Raw genomic sequence first — 23,247 nt, forward strand, 5'->3', positions numbered from 1 at the left:
TTTTGATGCCTTATAAGGCAAACGGTTCTATGTTGTTAAAATTGAAGAAAGGTCAGAAAAAAGCCCCATCAGCGCCTGAAAACTCATAAAGAGCGAAAAACAGGCGATCAGCGCCAGCACCACCCATTCAACCTTTTTCGGTGTATACTCCCCGAGGAGTTCTTTTTTGGATGACAAATACATCAGTCCCAGCAACGCCATTGGCATCACCAATGAAATTCCCGCCTGGGAAAGCAGCAACAGGAAAACCGGTCGCGCCATAAAGACACCCAGAATACTGATCACTGTCAAGCCGCCCAGTACGATACGCTTGGCGGTCGTTTGAGTATTCCGTTTGCGCCCCGCCAAGTCATCGCTAAGCCACGGAATCACCATCATATTCGGCAGATGAGAAGAGATCCCGGCTGCCATAATCCCGATTACAAAAACGACTAAAGCGGCCTGGCCGAAAATCGGTTTCAGCATCGGGATCATCTCTTTGATATGATTCATCTTGTGCCCGTCTGCATGTAACGTCGCGGTAGCCGTAATCATGACCGCCGCGCTCAAAACAAACATCATTGTCGCACTGACCAACGCATCACGCTTCTGCATCTTCCAATCGGCCATCGTCCAGCCGTGATCCTTTACCTGTCCGCTGCGGATCAAAAATGCAAACACCGAAACCGTCGTGCCAACCATTCCTGCCAGAATCACCATCGAGCTGTTATCACTGCCCTCGGACACCGCAGGCAGTTTAGGAATGAATCCTTCCAACACCGTTTTCGCATCCGGAAAGAACCAGATCGCCGAACCAATGAAAGCCACACCCATGAGCGCAACCATCACACCCAACATGGCTTCGAAGCGCTTTGTATTCCCAAAAAGGATCAGGCCATAGACTAATAGCGCCAGTACAATCCCGGTCAAAATCCGGTTCGCATCCACCGACCAGACCTCTTTGAACCACACCAGCACCACATCCGTAAGCAGGCCCAACATGGCCATCAAAGCAGACAGAATAATCGTCGCCAACCCGCTCCACAGCACCCATGCATATGCCGGATGAAGATGCTTCCTGTACGCCTCCATCGCCGTCAAGCCGGAGGCCATGGTGAAACGGCTGAAAAAGTTGATCAGATACCAGGTAATCACACAACTTAGCAATACCGCCCAAAGCAGGTCGCAGCCAAAGTTGGCTCCCGCCTTACTCATCGCAGTCAGGCTGCCGGTGCCGATGTTGTACCCGATCAGAAAGATGCCGGGCAACAAAGTCGAAAGCAGTATGGATAATTTATTCTTCATACCGTTCCTTACATGATGCCGTATTCATCCCACACCTTACGCGCCGGCATACCATCCTGGATCAGTTTGCGTACCATATTTTCACCGTGGACTTTTTCCAAAGCGGCTTCGATCACTTCTGCCTCAATCTTTTTCGGAATAATTACTACGCCATCGATATCACCAAACACAATATCGCCCGGATTCACCAAGACCTTGTTGCTGAACTCAATCGGGCAGTCATAATCAATCACACGACCGCGCATGCCCTGATCCTGACCGTAGAACCCCTTTGAAAACGTCGGAAAGTTCAGCGAACGAATACCATTGGTGTCGCGGGAATACCCTTCCACAACAGCACCGACCGCTCCTCGATGCATCGCAGCCGTGCTCATCAGCTCGCCCCAACAGGCATAATTCGACGAAGAACCTGTGCAGACATACACTTCGTTTTCTTTAATACTGTCCAGTGCTTCAAACATGATCCCGAACGCATGATCCCGATCTTCAGAATAAACCCGACGGCCATGACAGTCAGCTTCCAGCACGGTCTTTGCCCGTCCTGCGACACACATGCCCTCCGTTACCGGGCGGAGCTGCGGCGGCAGATACTGGTGCGTATATCCCATGGTATCCATCACATCGCCCACCACGCAGGTATACAGCTCCTCCCGAATTGTATCCAGCATTTCTTTATCTGTTACAAATTTCATCTTTAAATCCTTTATCTCTTAAAAACCAAAATAGGTTGAAGCATTACGGTAGCAGACGTCCTGCACCATCGCCCCGACCAGTTCAACATCGCGTGGCAATACCCCGCGTTTCATGTCGTTGCCGAGCAGATTACACAGCACACGACGAAAATATTCATGCCGGGTATACGACAGGAAGGAACGGCTGTCCGTCACCATCCCGACAAACCGTCGCAACAGCCCCATATTCGACAACGCCTCCATTTGGCGCTCCATACCGTCCTTCTGATCCAGAAACCACCAACCACTGCCGAACTGGATTTTTCCGGCGGTTTTTCCGTCCTGAAAATTTCCAATCATGGTCGCAATCATTTCGTTGTCGCGCGGATTGAGGTTATAGAGAATGGTCTTCGGAAGCTGATCGTCCTGATCCAGTGCATCCAAGTATTGGGCCAACGGGGCGGCATACGTACGATCATCAATGGAGTCGTATCCCAATACCCCCTGCATGCGGCTGTTGTTGAAACGCAACGCACCAATATGTAGCTGCATCGTCCAGCCCTTTTCCGCATCCATGCGCCCCAGCTCAAGCAGCATCGCACTGCGGAATAAACAGCGTTCCTCATCCGACAGCAACTCTCCCTGGCGTACCCGCATAAAAATCTCACGTGCTTTACGTTCTGCCCCGTTGCTGAACGTAAACACATCCAGCCCTCGATCAGACAGGCGACACCCCGCCGCATGGAAAACATCATGCCGCTTACGCAGCGCACTGATCAAATTGTCATAATCTTCAATTGTGCATTCCGCAGTCCCGGCCAGCCTGTCGAGATAGGTATTATAAACCTCCGGGTTTTCCACCGCCATGCTCTGGTCCGGGCGCCACGTCGGCAGCATCGTCACTTTCAACTCCGGATTGTCCGCCACCGCCCGATGGTGTTCCAGCGAATCAGCCGGATCATCGGTGGTACAGACCAACTCGACCTTGCTCCTATGCATCAGGTGCTGAACGGTAAGACCCCGGCTAAAAACAGCGGAAGTTCGCTCCCAGACCTCGTCCGCCGTTTCCGGAGAAAGCAGCAAGTCATCAACATCAAAATAACGCGCCAGTTCCAGATGCGACCAATGATATAGCGGGTTGCGTAGCAAATACGGCATGATTGAGGCAAACGCATCAAACTTTTCGCGATCCGATGCCGCGCCCGTACAGAAATGTTCGTCGATGCCGTTTGAGCGCATCGCCCGCCATTTATAATGATCGCCGTCTAGCCAGACCTGGCTGATATTATCCCACGCCTTATTCTGCGCCACGGCCGCAGGCGGCAAATGACAATGAAAATCGATTATCGGAAATTCGGCTGCATACCCATGATACAGCTGCGAAGCTTCATCGCTCTCCAATAGAAAATCGCTGTGAATAAAAGCGGTCATCGCTATTAATCCTCCGCCAAAAGCGCTTTCATATAGCCCATCGCGAATGCCATGCCGGCATGCCATGGCCCAGGGCAGCTCATCTGCGGTGTGTGATCGGGTATTAACATGCCCTCAAAGTGGTTCTCTTTCAAGACCCTGACTATACGGCGCATATCAATCTGCCCTTCGTCGATGAACGTTTCCTCATAGTTAGGCACCTTACCGCGAACATTCCGGAAATGGATGTAGGCCACGCGATCCTGCTTCACATAACGCTCACAGACTTCATAGATATCGCCTTCTGTCATCTCAGAAAGCGTTCCCAGACAAAACTCCAATGCATTATTACGGCTCGGGACAATATCCAGCAGGCGCTGATACATATCCGGCTGATAAACCAGGCGCGGCTGACCGCGAACATAGTCCAGCGGCGGATCGTCCGGATGCGCCGCCAGACGAACCCCCGCTTCTTCCGCCACGGGAACCAGTGCCTTCAAAAAACCTTCAAGGCGCCTCCACAGTTCGTCATGATCAATCTCCGGCTGGATGCCCTCCGGCGCATTGCTGTCGTAAATCATGTTCCAGATCATGCCGTTTGGAACGGGCGTCGTGTTCACTTCATCAATCCCGCGCATACCGACAGTTTCCGCACCGCCACGCCCATTTTCAAATGTATGCCGACCGCTCACTCCGGCCAGGCTGAAGTTATAGCCGAATACCGGAATGCCCGCTTCGCCCACGTTGCGGATAATCTGCTTCACGCGTTTTAGTTGCGTCTCTTTTTTCGGCCCATCGAGAAGAATGTCATGCCAATCCGCCGGATCAAAATTTTCGATCGCCTCAAACTCCAGCCCCGCATCATTCAGTTCCGCCTTCAGCGCCTTCAGGCTTTCAACCGACCAATCCGCTTGAGGAGTGCCGCCGGCATAGCCCCAGCCGAGCTCTACATTGCCGATTGGTTGATTATTTCCATCGCCCTGATCGCCTTGATAAAAATAGTCCACCAGATGAACAACGGCATGAGTCGCACCACACTGTACCGCAAAATCATACTGCTCTCGGTTGAGCATGTGTTTGTAAAAACCAAATCCTATTTTCATACCATCATTCCTTAGAAGCCAATCGCTGCACCACCGTCAACCGGCAGGCATACTCCCGTAATAAATTCAGCGGCATCCGAGGCCAAAAACACCGCGGCATACCCAATTTCCTGAACCGTACCCACCCGTTTCATCGGCGTCCGATCCAGAATTTTCTGCTCACGCACCGGATCAGCAGTCATGATGACGCGGAACATCTTGGATTCAATAAATCCGGGAGCAATGCAGTTAAAACGCACACCGCTTCCTGAATATTCAGCCGTCAATGTCCGTGTTAACCCCAACAATGCCGTCTTAGAACTGCTGTATGCACTCACCTGCGGCAGGCCGAAAATAGCCGACATGGAACTGATATTAATGATCGAACCATTACCGCGCTCCATCATGCCGGGCAACACGGCTTTAATCAGAGAAAAGATGCTGTGCAGGTTCGTGTCCAGGATTGCTTCAAATTCATCATCGGAACATTCCAAAGAAGGCTTCTTGCCATGGCGGCCAGCATTGTTAACCAGAATATTAATCGGTCCGACCTCCTGTTCAACCCGAGCAACCAAATCTGCATGCTTTTCTTTCTTCGTCACATTATTGACATAAGTAAAGCATGACTCGCCCAGTTCCGCCCTCGCTTTAGCCAACGATTCTTCAGCCAGGTCCGTGATCACCACCCTTGCTCCCATCCTGATCATTTCCTGTGCGATACCGAATCCGATGCCACGTGCCGCGCCGGTGATCAGCGCCACTTTCCCCTGCAATGAATATACATGCTCCATACGTCAAAAGTCCTTGTCTTTATCGTTCAAGAGCAATCAGGTTTACATAGAACTCGACAAACCATATCATGCAATTTTATGAATAAATATATGTACATTTGCGCCCCTGACCTTTTGGATAGTATTTATGACTCAATTGAAACAGCAAAAGCGCATTCTCCTCGCTATGGGCTCTTGGTATATTGACCGCGTTCATCGTGGAGTTGCAGAATATGCGGGCAAAAATAATTGGCATCTCACCAATCTCTTCGGCAGCGACCCTAAACTGATACAGCAGCGCGATTGTGATGGCATCATTGCCGTTCTTGCTAAGGATGACTCACTCAGTGAAGCCATCATCCGGCAAAAGAAGCCGACCGTTGACCTCTCCATTATCCGGCAGCACCTGAAGATGCCCCATCTTACCGGGAACAATATAGACATGGGCCACGAGGCGGCTCACCATTTCATGGATCGTGGCTTCAGAAACTATCTGTGGTATTCTGAAACCAACCATGCCACCGCCCAACTTCGCCTGAGTGGATTCATGAGCAAATTGCAGAACAATGGGTTCGACTGCACCCCTTTAATAACCGAAAACGCATTCCCCAGTCATATGCCGACCTGGAACACGCTAAAGCAATGGATACTGGAAGCCATTCAAAAGCAAGGGCTTCCTTGTGCAGTCTATGCATACAACGACACCCAGGCCGTCAACCTGATTGATGCCTGCATATCCGGCGGAGTGCGCGTACCAGACGAAGTGGCGGTTCTGGGGACCGATAACCATCCGCTCATCTGTCCATCCGCTGCCGTGCCGCTCTCCAGCATTAACCACGACCTTGAAGAACTGGGCCGCCGAGCGGCCGCCGAACTGGCTCGTATTATTGATGGTGCTCAACAGGAAAAATGCATTATCGAGATTCCCCACAAAGGAATAACCGTTCGCCAAAGCACCGACGTATTTGCCATCAATGACTCCCATGTTGTTGCTGCTCTCCACTTCATCTATGAAAACTTTAAGCGCAGTATTAACGTGCAAGACATTGTCAATATAAGCGAACTATCCCGTCGCCCGCTCGAGCAGCGATTCAGGGAACACCTTAATCTGAGCATCCTTGGCAAACTCAACCAGCTCCGCATACAGCAGGCCTGCCGCCTGCTAAGGGAATCAACTTTATCCATTGCCGACATCGCTGCATTTTCCGGGTTCAATAGTCCGGAATATCTCCATCGCATTTTCCACAAACAGATGGGAATCACCCCGCGTAAATATCGGATAAAGGAACACATGATATAAGAGATCACTCGTAATCAAAGTTCGAGCCCACTGCAGGGCCGCCTTTGATGGAATTAAACAGTTCGTCCACCGGACTCTTGGATTTCAAACGAGGAATGGTTTCCGGCAGAAGTTCGTCATGCTCGATCGGGCGCTTGTGCTCGAAGTACTGGTTGCCGCCGAACGACTGCCAATACGGGTTCTCCATCCAGCCGTCAACCACCCGTTCATCGCTCAGGTCGAAGGTGTATTTCAGGTATTAAAGCGCCACCATCAGCCGTGTGCTCGCACTGTCGGGATTTACAGAACACCCCGGATACCGACGTTTTCGATATATGCCATTTCATCCTTCTTCGTGGCTTTCATGGTTCAACCTGAATTTAATTAATCAAAATCCAGAATGGCTGATTTCAAACCGGCCGATGTAATCTTCATGCGAACCGGATCACTGCTCTTTTTCGATCGAATGATCACCAGAATGGTGCCGTCGGCCGCGCTGCGGGTATCCGCCTGAAACAGTCCTTTGTAAAAGAGGTTTCCGGTATCCATACCGAGCAACTCTGCACCTCCATCAACCTCGATTTTGATCGTGTTTTCCGCGTCCGTTACCAGATGCCCCTTATCATCCATAATGGATACTTCGATGAGGTTCACATCCACCCCGTCTTTCTCCAACATCGGCCAGACCGGGTTGGCCATCAACTTCACCGGGGCTCCGCTGGTAACGAGTTGACGGCTCATAACCGGCTTCCCGTTGTTGAAGCCAATCGCTTCGAGCGTTCCTTTCTCATACGGCACCGTCCACTCTGTTCGGAATTTCATAAAATCCGTTTTCTGACGTCCCAGCGGTTTACCATTGAGCAACAGCTCAACTTCTTCGCAGTTACTGTAAACCATGACGTATTTATCGCCGTCGTTCTTCCAATTCCAGGAAAAGCGCTCAGCCGAATCGTTGTAGACCCGCTCCCCGGTCACCGGCACGATTTCATATCGGCGACTCGTATCGAACGGAAGTTCGGAAGCCGAGATATGCAGGACCGGTTTCTGTCCCTCATTCCAAGCGGCATCATACAACGCACCGCCCGGAAGCAGCTTACATTTCATATCCAGTAGCGATGCGAGCCATCCGCGGAGACCGCTCTTTGGTGCTTTCACTTCGCCTAAATACTGAATACCGGTCCAGATAAACTGGCCGATAACATAGGGTAAATCGCGGCTGCTCGTATAATAACTGACTTCATTGCGGGAGGTTTCGCTACTAAGCATCAGTTGATTTGGATATTTCTTATGCTCGAGTTCGTAGCACTCATCTGCGGGGAGTTTATGCCCATAATCCTCGCGAACATAGTTGTAACCCAGGACTTCAAAGTCCGGCAGATTACCGGCGGTCGCGCCATTGTTGCCGAGACATACCGGACGGGTGTTGTCCTCCCGTTGGCAGATCGCCAATAGTTTGCGGCAATTGGCTTGCGCAGCGGCAACCTCTGAACGAAAATCAGGGATCTCGTTTCCAATGCCGTACATAATTACCGAAGGGTGATTTCGATCGCGTTGGATGGTTTCCGCCAGATCCGTTTCGTGCCACTGGTTGAAATCCATTGCGTAGCCATAGCCCGCCTTGGAGGTATTTTTTTCGGTGAAGTTATATCCCCAGGCGCTGGTCCACTCGTCGATAACCTCATCCTTGACATAAAATCCCATTTCATCACACAGGGCATAAAATTCCGGTGCAAATGGATTGTGGGAGGTACGGATGGCATTGCAGCCGATATCTTTCAGCTTCTGCAGACGATACCGCAGTAACTTTTCAGGAACCGCCGCCCCGACACTCCCCCCATCATGATGCAAACAGACGCCTTTCAAAATTGTTTCTTGACCGTTCACAAATAGGCCTTTTCCTTGAATATATTCAAGTTTACGGACACCGAAGGTTGTCACCTGATCATCGAGAATGCGGCCTTCGAATTCGATTTCGCTTTTCAGGGTGTAGAGATACGGAGTGTCAGCGGACCAGCGGTTCGGTTCTTTGATACCCACGTTACAATCGATAGAGAAGTTTTTGTCGTAGTTGTAGATATCAGCGGTCTTCTCACTGCGGGCAACTTCCTTCCCTTCCGCATCGTAAACAATAGAGCGGATCGTGCAGGCGTGTGCTTTAGGAGTGTTTTCCCAGCAACTTTCAAGACGGAGCCATTTGTTCTTTTTGTAGAGCTTGATTTCCTCGTCAGAGAAAAAGCTACCGACTATTTTATAGCCCGCATTCACGACCGCTTCGTCTTTCTCCACCACCGGTGTAGTGATGTACACGCCATCACGGTTTCGAAAATGCACGTAGCCGGTTTCGATCAGGTGTACGTTCCGATAGATGCCGGAGCCCGAATACCAACGCGATCCGGCCGGAACGGAATTATCCACTCGCACGGCAATCACATTGTCCTCCCCGAACTTCAGCGCGGAGGTGATGTCGTACTGAAACGTCGCATAGCCGTACGGGCGACGCCCCATGAAACGACCGTTCACATACACTTCGGAATTTCGGAATACGCCGTCGAACTGAATGGTGAACTGTTTGTTTTTCTTGCTCGGATCAACCGTAAAGCACTTGCGGTACCAGCCGATTCCTTCGGGGAAAAACCCGCCGCGCATTCCCATGTATTTATTCGGCTGATATTCGCCTTCAATACTCCAATCGTGCGGCACATTCAGCGTGCGCCAGGTGGAATCAGTGAAGCCGGGTTCGCGATATTCGGGATTGTCGGACAGACTGAATTTCCAGTTCGCATTAAATTTTTCCTGTTTACGGACTTTCGTTTGAATTTCGTTCGCTTCAGTCGCCACAATACCGGCAGTCATGATTCCCGCCAGCAGGGGTATCATTATCTTTGTTTTCATTGTCTTTTTCCGTTTAATTTCATCGGCATGGTTACTGAGACCCGCTCCTGATATTCTCTGGCAATCTTTGCGAGATCTCGATGGCGCGCGCGGTCATCGCGGGCCTGGATTATTTATTTTTTGCGCCTCTTTTGATTGACCGGGTACGATGCCGTCCTTTGGACGGTTTTCTTTTTCGTGAATTAGTTTACCCGTTCTTCGATCATTCCGGTCAGGTGTTGCTTTATCCAGCGGAGGCGTTGTGTCCCCTGTAGAGGCTTGCCATTCATCCATCAGCGTTCGCATGTTTTCCAGCACCTGAGCATACTCTGGATTCCGGGCCAGGTCCTTTATCTGGTGGGGATCATTGCTTACATCAAAGAGTTCTTCCGCAGGCCGGGGTTCAAGCAACGGATCCATTTGGGCGGGAGTCAGTTTCCCCTCTTTCGCTAATGCTCTCAACTCTTTCTGTGGACATTGGTCTTCCAGACCGCAGATTTGAGGGAGTTGAGGATGGGCGTTGCGGATGTAGACATAATTGCCATGACGAACCATGCGCTCATGAGCAATCTGCACATGCCAGTTGTGCTCAGCAAAAACATACTCCCGGACTGTTTTTTCGGGGTCATCCAGCAACGGCAGTATGCTGGTGCCTTGAACGCTCGGAGGTGATTTTAAATCCGACAACTCCAGGAGGGTCGGGGCAATGTCAATGGCACTGATTAGAGAATCGCACACTTCGCCGCGTTGTTTTAATCCGGCCGGCCAATGGACGATAAAAGGCGTTTTGATTCCGCTGTCGTAGAGGCGCGTTTTGCAACGCGGGAAAGGGCGCCCGTTATCGGCCATGAAGATGATGATCGTATTTTCAAGTACACCTTGTTTTTTCAGTTCGTCGACCACCATACCTGTATACCGGTCAAGGCGTTGGACTTCGTCATAGTATTTTGCCAGATCCACGCGGGCTTCCTGCGTATCAATCGAGTATGGCGGAATGACTGCATCTTCCGGTGCATGGGGTACAGCTTCTTTGTCCTCTTGCCAGGATCGATGTGCATCATGAGAGGCAAACCACATCAAGAAGGGTTTATCTTTGGGGCGTTCCTGAAGGCATTGAACCCAACGTTCTCCCCCTCCAGGCCGGCTGTCTACAACCTTGTCGAAAGCCTTCTTTGCATAGTTTCCCATATGCCATTTTCCTGCTGCGGCCGTGTAGTATCCAGCCTGATTGAGGAGTGCGGGAAACATAACCTGCCCTTTAGGCAACGCCATATGCAGTTCCGGAGCCCCGGTATTATGCGGGTATCGGCCGGTGATAATACTGCAGCGTGTCGGGCTACACTGGCTTATAGTTAGATATGCATTAGAAAAACGCAAGCCGTTGGCGGCGAGCAGATCGATGTTAGGGGTTTTGATCGTTGGGTGCCCGTAGCATCCGAAATCGGTATCCGAAATATCATCACCAATAATAAGTACGATATTCGGAGGAGCGGGCTCACTCGTTTCAGCATACGCTTGTAATAACGTAAAAAACACGGCTCCCATGACGAATAGGCCCCGAAAAACTTGTCCTTTTATACGGTTACGAATCATCAATTCTTCTCCTGCTTGACTGTTTTCGACTCCAGGTATTGATGCGAGATTTCGATGGCGCGGGCACGGTCGGCCGCATCATAGTCCCAGAACTCGTCGATCACTTTGTTAAACGCGAACTTCGGATCGTCCTCGCCCAATTCCGTGCGACGTTCCTTTAGCTGTTTTTTCAGCTTTTCAATCACGCCGGCGTACTCCGGATTATCGTACACATTGTTGTCTTCAGTCGGGTCGTTCTTCAGGTCATACAGTTCCCAACCGGGCGGAGTTTCCGCTTGATCCGATTTTAGCGGCGCACCGTAGAACAGGATCAGCTTGTACCGCTTGGTGCGGATCGCTATATGTCCGGGATTATCGTGGGATGCCATATGCATCCAGTAGTGATAATAGGCCGCCTGTTTTGAATCCGTGGATTCCTTTCCGGTTTCAAGAACGTTCTTAAAGCTTTGTCCGTGCATGTAGTCCGGAGTTTTGACACCGGCGAAGTCGAGCATCGTTGGGCCGTAATCGATATTTTCGACCATCGCGTCGGAACGACCGACCTGTACCGTTTTCGGATAGCGAACAATAAACGGCATACGCATGGATTCTTCATAGGCCCAGCGTTTATCCATAAAATCGTGCTCACCGAGATAAAACCCTTGGTCGCCGGTGTACATGATCACGGTATTGTCGTAGAGACCTTCCGCCTTCAGGTAATCGATAACGCGTTTCAGATTGTCGTCCACGCCTTTCACACAGCGCAAATAGGCTTTCAGGTAACCCTGATAGGCGTCGCCGATGATTTCATCATCCGACTTAGACCGATCCAACGTTTTGGCCCACGCCCCCGTTTTGGTGTAATTACGGCGAAGGTTGCGACGGCCGATCGATGTTCCGATGTACGGGATGAGTTCTCCGTTGGCGCCGCGTGTGGCAATCGATCCGTTGTTTTTTCGGTCACGCATGTTAGCGGGTTCGGGAATGATGACGTCGGCCAGATAATCCTCGTAACGAGGGGCATATTCGAACATATCGTGCGGCGCTTTAAACTGGAGACAGAAGAAAAAAGGCTTACTCGGGTCGCGTTTGGTTTCAAACCACTCCAGAGCCGAGTCGGCGATACAATCGGAGGAGTGGCCTTTCATTTGAACGGTTCCGTTGCATGTTTGCCCCCTGAATTGATTGATACCAGTCGCCCCAGTTTCATAAAAGACAGGATCAAAATAGGTCCCCTGCTTGGGAAGGACCTTGTAATAATCGAACGCCTCTGGAAGTGCGTGCAGATGCCACTTGCCGATGACACCCGTTTGGTAGCCCGCCTTCCTCATTTCGAGGGCGAGATATTGGCGCTCTTTGGGTAGCCCCTGTCCCAAGGTCGGGCATCCATTCACCGCATTGCTCTGGCCGGTCATAATACAAGCGCGGCTCGGCGTACAGATCGCGTTTTGGCAAAAGGCATTTTCCATCACCATGCCCTCGGCGGCGATCGAGTCGATCGTCGGGGTGGGATTCAGCGATGCCAATCGTCCGCCGTAGGCCCCGATGGCCTGCGAGGTATGGTCATCCGACATGATGAACAGAACATTCGGTTTCTCAGCGGCACTAGCCAAACCGACCATAAAAAGAAAAGTTAATCCAATTTTCGATGGCTTCATTTGTTTCCTTTTTCTGCAGCCTTCTCTGCGGCCACTATGTTCTGCATATCACGATCAAAGGCTTCGCCATCGAACGGCATCATGACAATCTTACTTCCGTTTTTATCATTCGGACCATCTTCGCCTTTTCTGGAGTCAATGACTGAAAAGAGGAAATGAGTCGGATGCCCGTCCTCCACAAATACCGTCATCCGTTGCACGATGGGCCAATGGTTCACGGTACCATCGGTATACTTGAAAAAATCGCCGTCGTTACGAAATGCAATGCCCCGATATTTCCAGTCGTGAATGCCATCCTCTGAACTGAAGTGATACGTGACATTATCGATATGGTAGTTAACGGTCATATGATACATACCGCCGCTATACCAAACCGAGGGATCTTCCATTCGTTTCTGCGGAATTTCGGGCATTCCTTTGTAGATGCGTTCCGTAACGATTTTATACGGGCCGAGAATGCCGTCTTCGCTGATCAGAATGGACGCAGAGCGCGGCACGAGCATGTAGCGACCGTCGGGGCGGAGAAGAATTTGAACATTGGACATGTGACGCGGTTCTTTGTAATAGCGGCCCAGCCCCTCTTTAAATCCGTTATAATCCACCTGAATGGTTCCCAGATGCTCAAACGGGCCGTCCGGAGAATCCGAAACAAAAACTTCGCCGTCGGTAATCTCGCTGGTCACCATGGCATAACGGCCATCGTGCATCCGCAAGCCAATCACGTTGCCCCCGGCACCTTCCTTCCAATGCGGCCAGGTTAACCCGATATGCTTGTAGGGGCCGATCGGATTATCGGAAACCGCATGCATCGCCTTCGACGCGACTCGCCAACCCGCATTGTGCGAATTCGTCTGAGCCCAGCAACAGGCATACATGTGGTAGCGATCGTCATCGGCTTTCACAATCGCCCCGTCCCAGTAGCACCATGTTTTCAGCGTGGGATCTTCGATCCCGTTTTGAATATCGCGTGGCAACGCATTCGTTTCACCCCAGATGCCTTCCGATACCAAAGGCCCCTGCGGCTCCATGGGCAGAAAATAGTCGATCATTTGTTTTTCGGCGTGAGCGACCCCATTCAGGGACATGAGCACGAGCAAAGTGGAAAGTGTTTTGATTTTCATATAGGTGACTTCCTTGTTATGGATTTTTAATTCGGGGAGAAGAATAACCCTGCTCTCGAATTTGATTCAGTAAGGCGGTCATGCGTTCCACCGTCTCCGGATGCTCCGATGAGATATCGTGCCGCTGGCCCATGTCAGTTTTAAGATTATACAGCATGCCGACTTTGGGTTTTTCGTTGGGATAATTGTGTTTTTCCGCCCACTTGCGATTCAACGAGGAACCTTTCTTCGCAATTTTCGGGCAGTTTATCAGGACCCAGTCGCCTTGGCGAATGCCGTATTGATCCTCAAAGGTGTTGTGAACATGTACGGTCCGCACGGCCTTCGTCTTTCCCTGAATCAGCGGCAGAAGGTTGTGAGAGTCTTCGGCCTGATCATCCGGTAACTCGTACCCGATAATTGCGGCCAAGGTAGCCATAATATCAATCTGTGAAACAAGCGCGTCCGAAACCGCACCGGCTTTTGTCACGCCCGGCCATTTGACAACGAACGGAACATGGTGCCCGCCTTCGTAGAGATAGCGCTTAATGCCGCGGAACGGGGCGGAGGACCAGTGGTCATATTTCTGGTCGCGTCCATAAGCATAGTGTTCTGGCCCGTTGTCTGCAGAAAAGATCACAATCGTATTATCCGCCAGACCGGAGTCCGCCAGTGCCTTGAGAAGCTGCCCACAGGCATCGTCGCTCTCAACCACAAAATCGCCATAGGGGCCCGCTTTTGATTTTCCGACGAATCCATCATTCGGAACAATGGGGGCGTGCGGCGAAGGCAGCGCGAAGTAGAGTAAGAAGGGTGTATCATTTTTTTGCTGTTCAATCCAAGCAATCGCTTTTTCCGTAAGTGTCGGAATGCATTTATGCGGATCCCAGCCTGCGGCCATCGGGCCCGGACGGCATTCCCAGTTCCCTTCCTTAAGCGGTTTCCACAGGGCAGTATCCATCATGCAGTCAGGGGCTTCAACGACCTTGTCATTTTCGAGCCAGCAGTAGGGCGGAAAGTTTATAACACAGTCGGTGAATGAATAATCAAACCCGTGTGCCGTTGGCCCGTCAGGAACTTTTTTACTCCAGTCAAAGGCCTCCGGAGGCTGGGCGCGTTTGCCCAGTGATTTCACCGGCGTTACTCCTTCGTTACGAATGGCATCCCACCCCATGCCCAGATGCCATTTCCCGATATGAGCGGTGCGGTAGCCTTTGGCCTGCATCATCTCGGGCAGCGTCAGCCGTGCGGCATTAAACATCGAGTCACCAAACGCGCCTACAATTCCATGAAATTTGCGCCAGTGATAACGCCCAGTGAGCATGGCATAACGGCTCGGCGTACAGACGCCGGAGGAGGAATGGCCGTCGGTAAAGGTCATTCCTTCAGCCGCCAGTCGGTCCAGGTTAGGGGTCGGGATTTCCGAGTCTGGGTTATTGGCATTCAGATCACCGTAACCCATGTCGTCCGTGTAGAGGATTAACACGTTCGGTTGTATTGCCGCAAAAGTAGCTCCGCTGAACAAAGCGAACGCTGCAACAGCGGCTAAATCTTTTTTAACGGTTAGGTTTATCATTTCTTCTTTTGTTCGGCGGTTTTCGACGCAAGGTATTCGTGCGAGATCTCGATGGCACGTGCGCGGTCGGCCGCATCATAATCCCAGAACTCGTCGATCACTTTATTGAACGTGAACTTCGGATCGTCCTCGCCCAATTCGGTGCGACGTTCCTTTAGCTGTTTTTTCAGCTTTTCAATCACGGCGGCGTATTCCGGATTATCGTACACATTGTTGTCTTCGGTCGGATCGTTCTTTAGGTCATACAGTTCCCAACCGGGCGGAGTCTGTGCTTCATCCGATTTCATCGGCGCACCGTAGAACATGATCAGCTTATAGCGTTTGGAACGGATCGCGATATGTCCGGGATTATCGTGGGATGCCATATGCATCCAGTAGTGATAATAGGCCGCCTGTTTTGAATCTGCGGATTCCTTTCCGGTTTCAAGAACGTTCTTAAAGCTTTGTCCGTGCATGTAGCCCGGGGTTTTGACACCGGCGAAGTCGAGCATCGTTGGGCCGTAATCGATATTTTCGACCATCGCGTCGGAACGACCGACCTGTACCGTTTTCGGATAGCGAACTATAAACGGCATACGCATGGATTCTTCATAGGCCCAGCGTTTATCCATAAAATCGTGCTCTCCAAGATAGAAGCCTTGATCTCCGGTATAGATGATTACGGTATTGTCGTAGAGACCTTCGGCCTTCAGATAATCAACAACCCGTTTCAGATTGTCGTCTACGCCTTTCACACAGCGCAAATAGGCTTTCAGGTAACCCTGATACGCATCGCCGATGATTTCATCATCCGACTTAGACCGATCCAACATTTTGGCCCACGCGCCATTTTTGGTGTAGTTGCGGCGAAAGTTACGGCGACCGATTGATGTTCCTATGTACGGAATCAATTCACCGTTTGCGCCGCGTGTGGCAATCGATCCGTTGTTTTTTCGGTCACGCATGTTAGCGGGTTCGGGAATGGTAACATCCGCGAGATAGCTTTCGTAGCGCGGGGCATATTCGAACATATCATGCGGCGCTTTAAACTGGAGACAGAAGAAAAAAGGCTTACTCGGGTCGCGTTTGGTTTCAAACCACTCCAGAGCCGAGTCGGCGATACAATCGGAGGAGTGGCCTTTCATTTGAACGGTTCCTTTGCATGTTTGCCCCCTGAATTGATTGATACCAGTCGCCCCTGTTTCATAAAAGACAGGATCAAAATAGGTCCCCTGCTTGGGCAGGACCTTGTAATAATCAAAAGCCTCTGGAAGTGCGTGCAGATGCCACTTGCCGATGACACCCGTTTGGTAGCCCGCCTTCCTCATTTCGAGGGCGAGATATTGGCGCTCTTGGGGTAGCCCCTGTCCCAAGGTCGGGCATCCATTCACCGCATTGCTCTGGCCGGTCATAATACAAGCGCGGCTCGGCGTACAGATCGCGTTCTGGCAAAAGGCATTTTCCATCACCATGCCCTCGGCGGCAATCGAGTCAATAGTCGGGGTGGGATTCAGCGATGCCAATCGTCCGCCGTAGGCCCCGATGGCCTGCGAGGTATGGTCATCGGATATGACAAACAGAATATTTGGTTTCTCAGCGGCACTAGCCCAACCGACCATAAAAAGAAAAGTTAATCCAATTATCGATGGCTTCATTTGTTTCCTTTTTCTGCAGCCTTCTCTGCGGCCACTATGTTCTGCATATCCCGATCAAAGGCTTCGCCATCGAACGGCACCATGACAATTTTACTGCCATTCTTATCATTGGGTCCATCTTCGCCTTTGCTGGAATCGATGACTGAAAAGAGGAAATGAGTTGGATGCCCGTCCTCTACAAATACCGTCATACGTTGCACGATGGGCCAATGGTTCACCGTGCCATCCGTATACTTGAAAAAATCGACGTCGTTACGAAATGCAATACCTCGGTATGTCCAGTCGTGAATACCATCTTCTGAAGTCAGGTGATGCGTGATATTGTCGAGGTGGTAGTTGATGGTCATATGATACATACCACCGCTATACCAAATAGATGGATCTTCCATGTTGGTCTTCTGGACTTCCGGCATATCTTTATAAACCGGTTTAGACATGATTTTATAGGGACCCAGAATGCCGTTCTCACTGATCATGATCGCCGTTGAGCGCGGTACGATCATGTAGCGACCATCTGGGCGAAGAAGAATCTGAACATTAGCCATGCAGCCAACGGTTCCGTTTTTTACAGCACCTTTATTGTTTTCACCGTACCGCGCTAAACCGGGATCAAACCCGTTCAGATCGACCTCTATTTTTCCCAATAGCAGGAACGGACCATCCGGAGAATCGGAGACGAAGACTTCTCCTTCAGTAATTTCACTGGTGACCATGGCATAACGTCCGTCATGCATTCTTAGACCAATGACATTGCCACCTTTTCCATTCTGCCAGTGAGGCCAGGTCAGGCCGCCGATATGCTTATAAGGTCCGATGGGGTTGTCGGCTACCGCATGCATAGCTTTGGACTCCACCTTCCATCCCGTACTGTGAGAGTTGGTCTGAGCCCAACAACTGGCATACATATGATAGCGAGCGTCATCCGCTTTCACGATCGCCCCGTCCCAATAGCACCACTTTTCCAAGGTCGAATCTTCCAGCCCGTTTTTAATATCCCGGGGCAGCACATTCGGATCCCCCCAAATGCCTTCCGACACCAAGGGTCCCTGAGGCTCCATTGGCAGAAAATAGTCGATCATTTGTTTTTCGGCTTGAGCGACCCCATTCAGGGACAAGAGCACGAGCAATGTGGTGAATGTTCTAAACTTCATATACGTGATTTCCTTTTTATGGATGTTCTATTCAGAGAAAAGAATATCCCGGTCGGTAAATTTTATTCAGCGATGCAGCCATATACTCCAGCATCTTCGGATGCACCACTGAAACAGTATTCTTTATTGGGCTGCTTTCTTTTCTGCATCGATAATCCGTTGCATATTGGCGTCGAAAGCTTCGCCATCGAATGGCACGACGACAATCTTGCTGCCGTGGTTATCGTTGCCTTGATCCCAGCCTTTTTTCACATCGAGGACCGAAAAAATGAAATGAGTGACGTGATCGGTCTCCTCGTCCACGCAGGCGGTCATGCGTTCAACATAGATCCAGTCGTCAAACGATCCATCAGGATAACGAAAGACCTTATCATTTTGTTCCTTTGTGAAGGCAATCCCGCGGTATTTCCAATCGGTGATGCCATCAATGGAGGTAAAATGGTGTGATATTTTGGACGGCCAGTGGTTGTAAACGATGTGATATATGCCGCCGCTATGCCAGACAGTCGGATCCTCGTTCTTCGTCTGTGGAAGCTCTGGATAGGGTTTGTAAACCCGGTCGTTCATGATCTTATACGGTCCGAGAATTCCGTCATCGCTGATCATTACGCAGCAGGAGCGTGGCACCAGCATATACCGTCCGTCCGGTCGCAGCAGGATCTTCACATTGGCCATGTGACCGTAGCTCGGCATGGTCTTTCTTTGATAACGAGCTAACCCCGGCTCAAACCCGTTGAGATCGACCTTAATCTTTCCAAGGAGGCTCCACGGGCCGTATGGGGAATCTGAAGTGAAGATTTCACCCTCTGTGGTCTCGCTGCTTACTGCCGCCCATCGGCCGTCATGCATTCGCAGGCCGATTACATTACTGCCCTCTCCCTCCTGCCAGTGCGGCCACATCAAAACCGGGTTTTCATACGGCCCCATGATGTCGTCGGCCACAGCGTGTATGGCTTTCGAGTTCAGCTTCCATCCCGCATCGTGCGAGTATTTCTGATCCCACCCGCAACCGTAAAAATGAAACCGTCCGTCATCGTCTTTGACGACCCGTCCGTCCCAGTAGCACCAGGTCTTCATGTCGGGATCTTCCAGCCCGTTTTTAATATCGCGCGGCAGCACATTGGTCTCGCCCCAGATGCCTTCAGAGACTAACGGTCCCTGCAGCTCCATCGGCTTAAAATAATCGATCAGTTGTTTTTCGGCTTGAGCGACCCCATTCAGGGACATGAGAACAAGCAATGTGGCAAGTGTTCTGATTTTCATATCAGTGATTTCCTTTTTATTGATTTATAATTCGGGGAGAAGAGCAGCTTTGGCGGCAAAGCTCCGTTGAAACAGTATACTTATTGGGCGGCTTTCTTTTCTGCTTCGACGATCCGCTGCATATCGGCGTCGAAAGCTTCACCGTCGAACGGCACAATAACAATTTTACTTCCGTTTTTATCATTCGGGCCATCTTCACCTTTCCTGGAATCGATGACTGAAAAGAGGAAATGCGTCGGATGTCCGTTCTCTACAAATACCGTCATCCGCTGCACAATCGGCCAGTGATTCACCGTTCCATCCGTGTACTTGAAAAAATCTATGTCGTTCCGGAAAGCAATACCGCGGTAGGTCCAGTTGTGAATACCATCCTCTGACGTCAAGTGATGCGTCACATTGTCGATGTGGTAGTTAACGATCATATGATACAACCCGCCGCTATACCAAACGGATGGATCCTCCATCTTTTTCTTCGGGACTTCGGGCATGTCATTATAAACCCGGTCCGTCATTATTTTATACGGACCGAGAATGCCACTCTCACTGATCATGATCGCCGTGGAACGCGCAACCAGCATGTATCGCCCGTCCGGACGCAGGAGAATCTGAACATTAGCCATCCGACCGTTTTTCTGATAACGCGCTAAAAACGGATTAAATCCATTATAGTCCACCTGGATATAGCCCAGCAACTTAAACGGTCCATCCGGCGAGTCCGAAACGAAGACTTCTCCCGAAGTCAGCTCGCTGGTGACCATCGCATACCGACCATCATGCATCCGCAGACCGATAACATTGTGCCCCTTTCCTTCCTGCCATTTCGGCCAGGCCAAACCTATATGCTTATAGGGCCCGATCGGATGATCAGCAACCGCATGCATACCTTTGGATTCCACCTTCCACCCCGTACTGTGAGAGTTAGTCTGACTCCAGCAACTGGCATACATATGGTAGCGCCCATCATTCGCTTTCACGATCGCCCCGTCCCAATAGCACCAGTTTTCCAGAGTCGAATCTTCCAGTCCGTTTTGAATGTCCCGGGGCAACACATTCGGATCCCCCCAGATGCCTTCCGACACCAAGGGCCCTTGTGGCTCCATCGGTTGGAAATAATCGATCAGGGTTTTTCCCTGTGCAAAAGCGGCGCCGGAAAGAACCAGTGCGGTTAAGAGAGTTTTTTTCATTGGTTTATCTGTCCTTTATTTTGAAGTTTTCTATATCTACTACGGATTGGCTTTCAGCCGGAAAAAGAGTTCATCCCGATCCAGCTCAACGGTATGTTCAATACGTTCGAATCCGATGGAAGCAGCCGGATAGTTGGTTGCCACTGAATCCCACGTGCCGGACCAGGAAACCCCCGACACCAAATTGGTACGCCATTCGACGGTATAGGGAATGGTCGAGTCTTTCGGGGAACGAATTTGGTGGGATAAGGTGACCCAGCCATTGATCGGGTTAATCTGTATAACGGGAGTTTCGTTGGTGTTGTTTGGGTCGAGCGGATCGGTACCGAAAGTGTATTCATAGACATTAGATAATCCATCCTTGTCGTCATCCCCCGCTTGCCCTTCGGTCAATGCATAGACCTCTTCATACCGATCCCAGCCCGACAGCAGACGATTGCATTCGGTAATGCGATCCGGATCAACATCTTCCGGATGGACCGCCATGTAGTCCCTGATTCCATGAGCAAGTTTTCTGACCACACCCTCATAGTCTGCATGATCAACATAGTTGGTAAATTCTTTGGGATCACGTTCAAGGTCGAACAGCCAGGTTGCGTTGTCGGAGGCCGCATCCAGAACCAGCTTGTACCGCGAGTCGGTTGCGGCCATCCAGCCCTGGCTCTGAACCGAGACATCGTGCCAGCCGGCCGCCGTAGACGGATCCAGCAACGGGGTCAGGTCGCGTCCATGGGTGTCCGGAATATTGTTCACGTCCAATAAGCTGAGAAACGTTTCCAGCCAGTCGGTATTATTGCCTGATTCTTCAACAATGATTCCTCTCGGGATCAGTGGAGCCATGTTAGTTACGGTCGTGAGCAACTGGCTGCCATCTACAACAATACACGGAATCCGCATGGACATGTCGTGGGGGGTATCCTTGTTCACGCGGCGGTGCTCACCGAACATGTCGCCATGATCAGAGCTGAACATCAGAACGGTATCCTGCAGGATGCCTACGTTTTCGAGATGGGCGATGAGACGTCCGACATTATCGTCGATGCACTTCACCATGCCGAAATACTGCGCAATTCTGTCCTGTATGGTGTAAACCCCGGTATCGAGAGGATCGTATAAATCCGCCGCGGTTCCGTCGGCCGACATCCATGATGGATTGTCCAGATAAGGTGTATACGGATCCGCCGAGTTGTAGTTTGGATTGAGCCAGGTGCGTGGGAGTTCAAAGGTCATATTCGTGTACATGGTGCTGTACGGTGGACGGGAGGAATCCGTTGTGTGCGGATCGGGGATGCTGAGCACATGGAAAAACGAGGTGTAAGTCGTACCGATGGTGTTATAGGCCCCTGATTTAAATTCGTTGATAAAATCAATGGTTCGGTCTGTCAGCCAATCCGTCGAAAATTTCACATTCGTTGTGTTGCCATCGCTATAAAGAGGTTGCCCCCAGGCATCGTATGCGCCTGTGGGCGAAATGAGATTCCTGTTGACGAGATAGGGGTCTCCGTTGCTCGTGGGATCAGTGGTTCCGTTTGCGGTAGCGGGAAGACCATCTTCGACGATGCCGTACCATTTGTCATGGCCACCATTGAACATAAACTTGTTCACAAGTATCCCATACGTATCGTTTGTGTCATCTTCTGGATAGGGTTCCCACCATTTGCCCCAGGGTGTGTTTTCAAAAGGTTTTCCACCTTCGCTTAAATGCCATTTCCCGACATAACCTGTTAAGTAGCCCGCATCTTTCAGCACATCGAAAATCGTTGTCACATTCGCGCGAAGGTATTTCCCGTCGCCCACGGTATTGGAATTGTTAGGAATGCCAAGAGACAATGGATATTGCCCCGTAAACATAGCAGCTCGTGACGGTGTACAGACGGCTCTGCTGGCATGCATGCGAGTGAAGAGCACGCCGTTGTCCGCCATGCTGTCCAGAAGGGGGGTCTCGACTACAAAACCTTCACCCCACATTTCAGCCATTTCAGAGCTCATCGTATCGCGGTAACAGCCCAATGTCCGCAGATTGTGTTCGTCGGTGATGATCCAGATCAGGTTTCTGCCGTTGGCCGTAGTGGGCGGTAAGGGCGGAGAGTAATCCAGCACATCCACGGTGAATGCAAAATAATCCGGATTAAAGGCGGTTGCACCTCCATTATCGTACGCATTTACGGTGAAATTATTCGTGCTTAATTCAGTATACCTGTTCGCCGTCTGAACTGCACTGGTTACACCGGATTGCGTGATCGTATAGGCTTCATTGTTGGAAGGTTGCCACCCTATCATCTTAAGAGAGTCGAATGTAAAGCTGTTTGCCTGTACTACACTGCCACTGCTCAGCGTTCCGGAAATACCTCCATACGAAACAGTGAAGGTCTCGCCGGGGGTCAAGGCGTTGCCTCCAATGAGATATCTATCCGTAAAGGTTATGGCAGAGGAACCGGCCGCATTGATTGTGACCGTGAAGCTATCGTTTGTGCTGTCACCGTCCAGGTCCACTCCAGACACGGTATAGGTCGTTGCCGTAGCGGTTCCGCCCACCACCACAGAACCAGGCGAAACCGAGGCAGTAGCAGCATCAGTCCCCTTGAAAACAAATTCAGTTGCGTATGCGTTCAGAGCCAGCAACAATACGCCTCCCAATCTATAGAGGTGTTTATTCATTTGAGCTCTCCTTTTTGTTTTACAGGTCGCAAAGCATTTGAATAGAGCCTTATCGATAAAACAGATACGCTATTTAGTAAGAAC

16 protein-coding genes and 1 pseudogene are annotated in these 23,247 nt (G+C 50.7%); 1 reads left to right on the forward strand and 16 read right to left on the reverse strand.

Going from position 1 to position 23,247, the window contains the following annotated elements:
• Positions 1-27 precede the first annotated feature (27 nt).
• From SCARR_RS12075 to SCARR_RS12095, 5 genes are read right to left on the reverse strand one after another with little or no spacing between them, the layout of a single operon-like run.
• Positions 28-1,251, reverse strand: a complete 1,224-nt coding sequence (locus SCARR_RS12075) for an Nramp family divalent metal transporter (RefSeq protein ID WP_168433264.1) — start codon at positions 1,249-1,251, stop codon at positions 28-30.
• A 41-nt stretch (positions 1,252-1,292) separates the two neighbouring features.
• Positions 1,293-1,976, reverse strand: coding sequence for an RraA family protein (locus SCARR_RS12080; RefSeq protein ID WP_136061827.1), 684 nt, complete (start codon positions 1,974-1,976; stop codon positions 1,293-1,295).
• Positions 1,977-1,994: 18 nt separating this feature from the next.
• Positions 1,995-3,386: a glucuronate isomerase gene (gene uxaC / locus SCARR_RS12085; protein ID WP_136061828.1), complete on the reverse strand. Its 1,392-nt coding sequence runs from the start codon at positions 3,384-3,386 to the stop codon at positions 1,995-1,997.
• 5 nt (positions 3,387-3,391) lie between these two features.
• Positions 3,392-4,468 (reverse strand): mannonate dehydratase, encoded by a 1,077-nt coding sequence (locus SCARR_RS12090; protein ID WP_136061829.1) that lies wholly within the window; start codon positions 4,466-4,468, stop codon positions 3,392-3,394.
• Between the two features lie 11 nt (positions 4,469-4,479).
• Positions 4,480-5,238 carry an SDR family NAD(P)-dependent oxidoreductase gene (locus SCARR_RS12095; protein WP_136061830.1) on the reverse strand — a complete coding sequence of 253 codons (759 nt, stop codon included), beginning with the start codon at positions 5,236-5,238 and terminating at the stop codon, positions 4,480-4,482.
• A 127-nt stretch (positions 5,239-5,365) separates the two neighbouring features.
• Between SCARR_RS12095 and SCARR_RS12100 the strand changes: the two genes are divergently transcribed.
• Positions 5,366-6,517 (forward strand): AraC family transcriptional regulator, encoded by a 1,152-nt coding sequence (locus SCARR_RS12100; protein ID WP_136061831.1) that lies wholly within the window; start codon positions 5,366-5,368, stop codon positions 6,515-6,517.
• A gap of 121 nt (positions 6,518-6,638) precedes the next feature.
• On the opposite strand, the pseudogene SCARR_RS28860 reads toward SCARR_RS12100, so the two are convergent.
• The 11 genes and pseudogenes from SCARR_RS28860 to SCARR_RS12155 form a co-directional block, all read right to left on the reverse strand.
• Positions 6,639-6,782: pseudogene (locus SCARR_RS28860) on the reverse strand (transposase); the annotation flags it as partial.
• Between the two features lie 98 nt (positions 6,783-6,880).
• Positions 6,881-9,388, reverse strand: coding sequence for a glycoside hydrolase family 2 TIM barrel-domain containing protein (locus SCARR_RS12110; protein WP_136061833.1), 2,508 nt, complete (start codon positions 9,386-9,388; stop codon positions 6,881-6,883).
• Positions 9,389-9,481: 93 nt separating this feature from the next.
• Positions 9,482-10,960, reverse strand: coding sequence for a sulfatase family protein (locus SCARR_RS12115; RefSeq protein ID WP_136061834.1), 1,479 nt, complete (start codon positions 10,958-10,960; stop codon positions 9,482-9,484).
• Positions 10,960-12,597, reverse strand: a complete 1,638-nt coding sequence (locus tag SCARR_RS12120; RefSeq protein ID WP_136061835.1) for a sulfatase family protein — start codon at positions 12,595-12,597, stop codon at positions 10,960-10,962. Before SCARR_RS12120 ends, SCARR_RS12115 begins: the two co-directional genes overlap by 1 nt.
• Positions 12,594-13,718: a glycoside hydrolase family protein gene (locus SCARR_RS12125; RefSeq protein ID WP_136061836.1), complete on the reverse strand. Its 1,125-nt coding sequence runs from the start codon at positions 13,716-13,718 to the stop codon at positions 12,594-12,596. The genes SCARR_RS12120 and SCARR_RS12125 overlap by 4 nt, the downstream gene beginning before the upstream one ends.
• A 16-nt stretch (positions 13,719-13,734) precedes the next feature.
• The gene (locus SCARR_RS12130) at positions 13,735-15,273 is read right to left on the reverse strand and encodes a sulfatase family protein (protein WP_136061837.1); all 1,539 of its coding nucleotides are present in this window, start codon (positions 15,271-15,273) and stop codon (positions 13,735-13,737) included.
• A complete protein-coding gene (locus SCARR_RS12135; protein ID WP_136061838.1) occupies positions 15,270-16,907 on the reverse strand; it encodes a sulfatase family protein in 1,638 nt (545 codons plus the stop codon). The genes SCARR_RS12130 and SCARR_RS12135 overlap by 4 nt, the downstream gene beginning before the upstream one ends.
• Positions 16,904-18,058, reverse strand: a complete 1,155-nt coding sequence (locus tag SCARR_RS12140; RefSeq protein WP_136061839.1) for a glycoside hydrolase family protein — start codon at positions 18,056-18,058, stop codon at positions 16,904-16,906. Before SCARR_RS12140 ends, SCARR_RS12135 begins: the two co-directional genes overlap by 4 nt.
• 123 nt (positions 18,059-18,181) lie before the next feature.
• Entirely contained in the window at positions 18,182-19,321 is a 1,140-nt protein-coding gene (locus SCARR_RS12145) for a glycoside hydrolase family protein (protein WP_136061840.1), read from the reverse strand.
• Between the two features lie 80 nt (positions 19,322-19,401).
• Positions 19,402-20,505 (reverse strand): glycoside hydrolase family protein, encoded by a 1,104-nt coding sequence (locus tag SCARR_RS12150; RefSeq protein WP_136061841.1) that lies wholly within the window; start codon positions 20,503-20,505, stop codon positions 19,402-19,404.
• A 39-nt stretch (positions 20,506-20,544) separates the two neighbouring features.
• Complete coding sequence (locus SCARR_RS12155) at positions 20,545-23,163, reverse strand: sulfatase-like hydrolase/transferase (protein WP_136061842.1); 2,619 nt, start codon at positions 23,161-23,163, stop codon at positions 20,545-20,547.
• Positions 23,164-23,247: the final 84 nt, after the last annotated feature.

It is taken from the genome of Pontiella sulfatireligans (genome assembly GCF_900890705.1).
GTDB classification, from domain to species: domain Bacteria; phylum Verrucomicrobiota; class Kiritimatiellia; order Kiritimatiellales; family Pontiellaceae; genus Pontiella; species Pontiella sulfatireligans.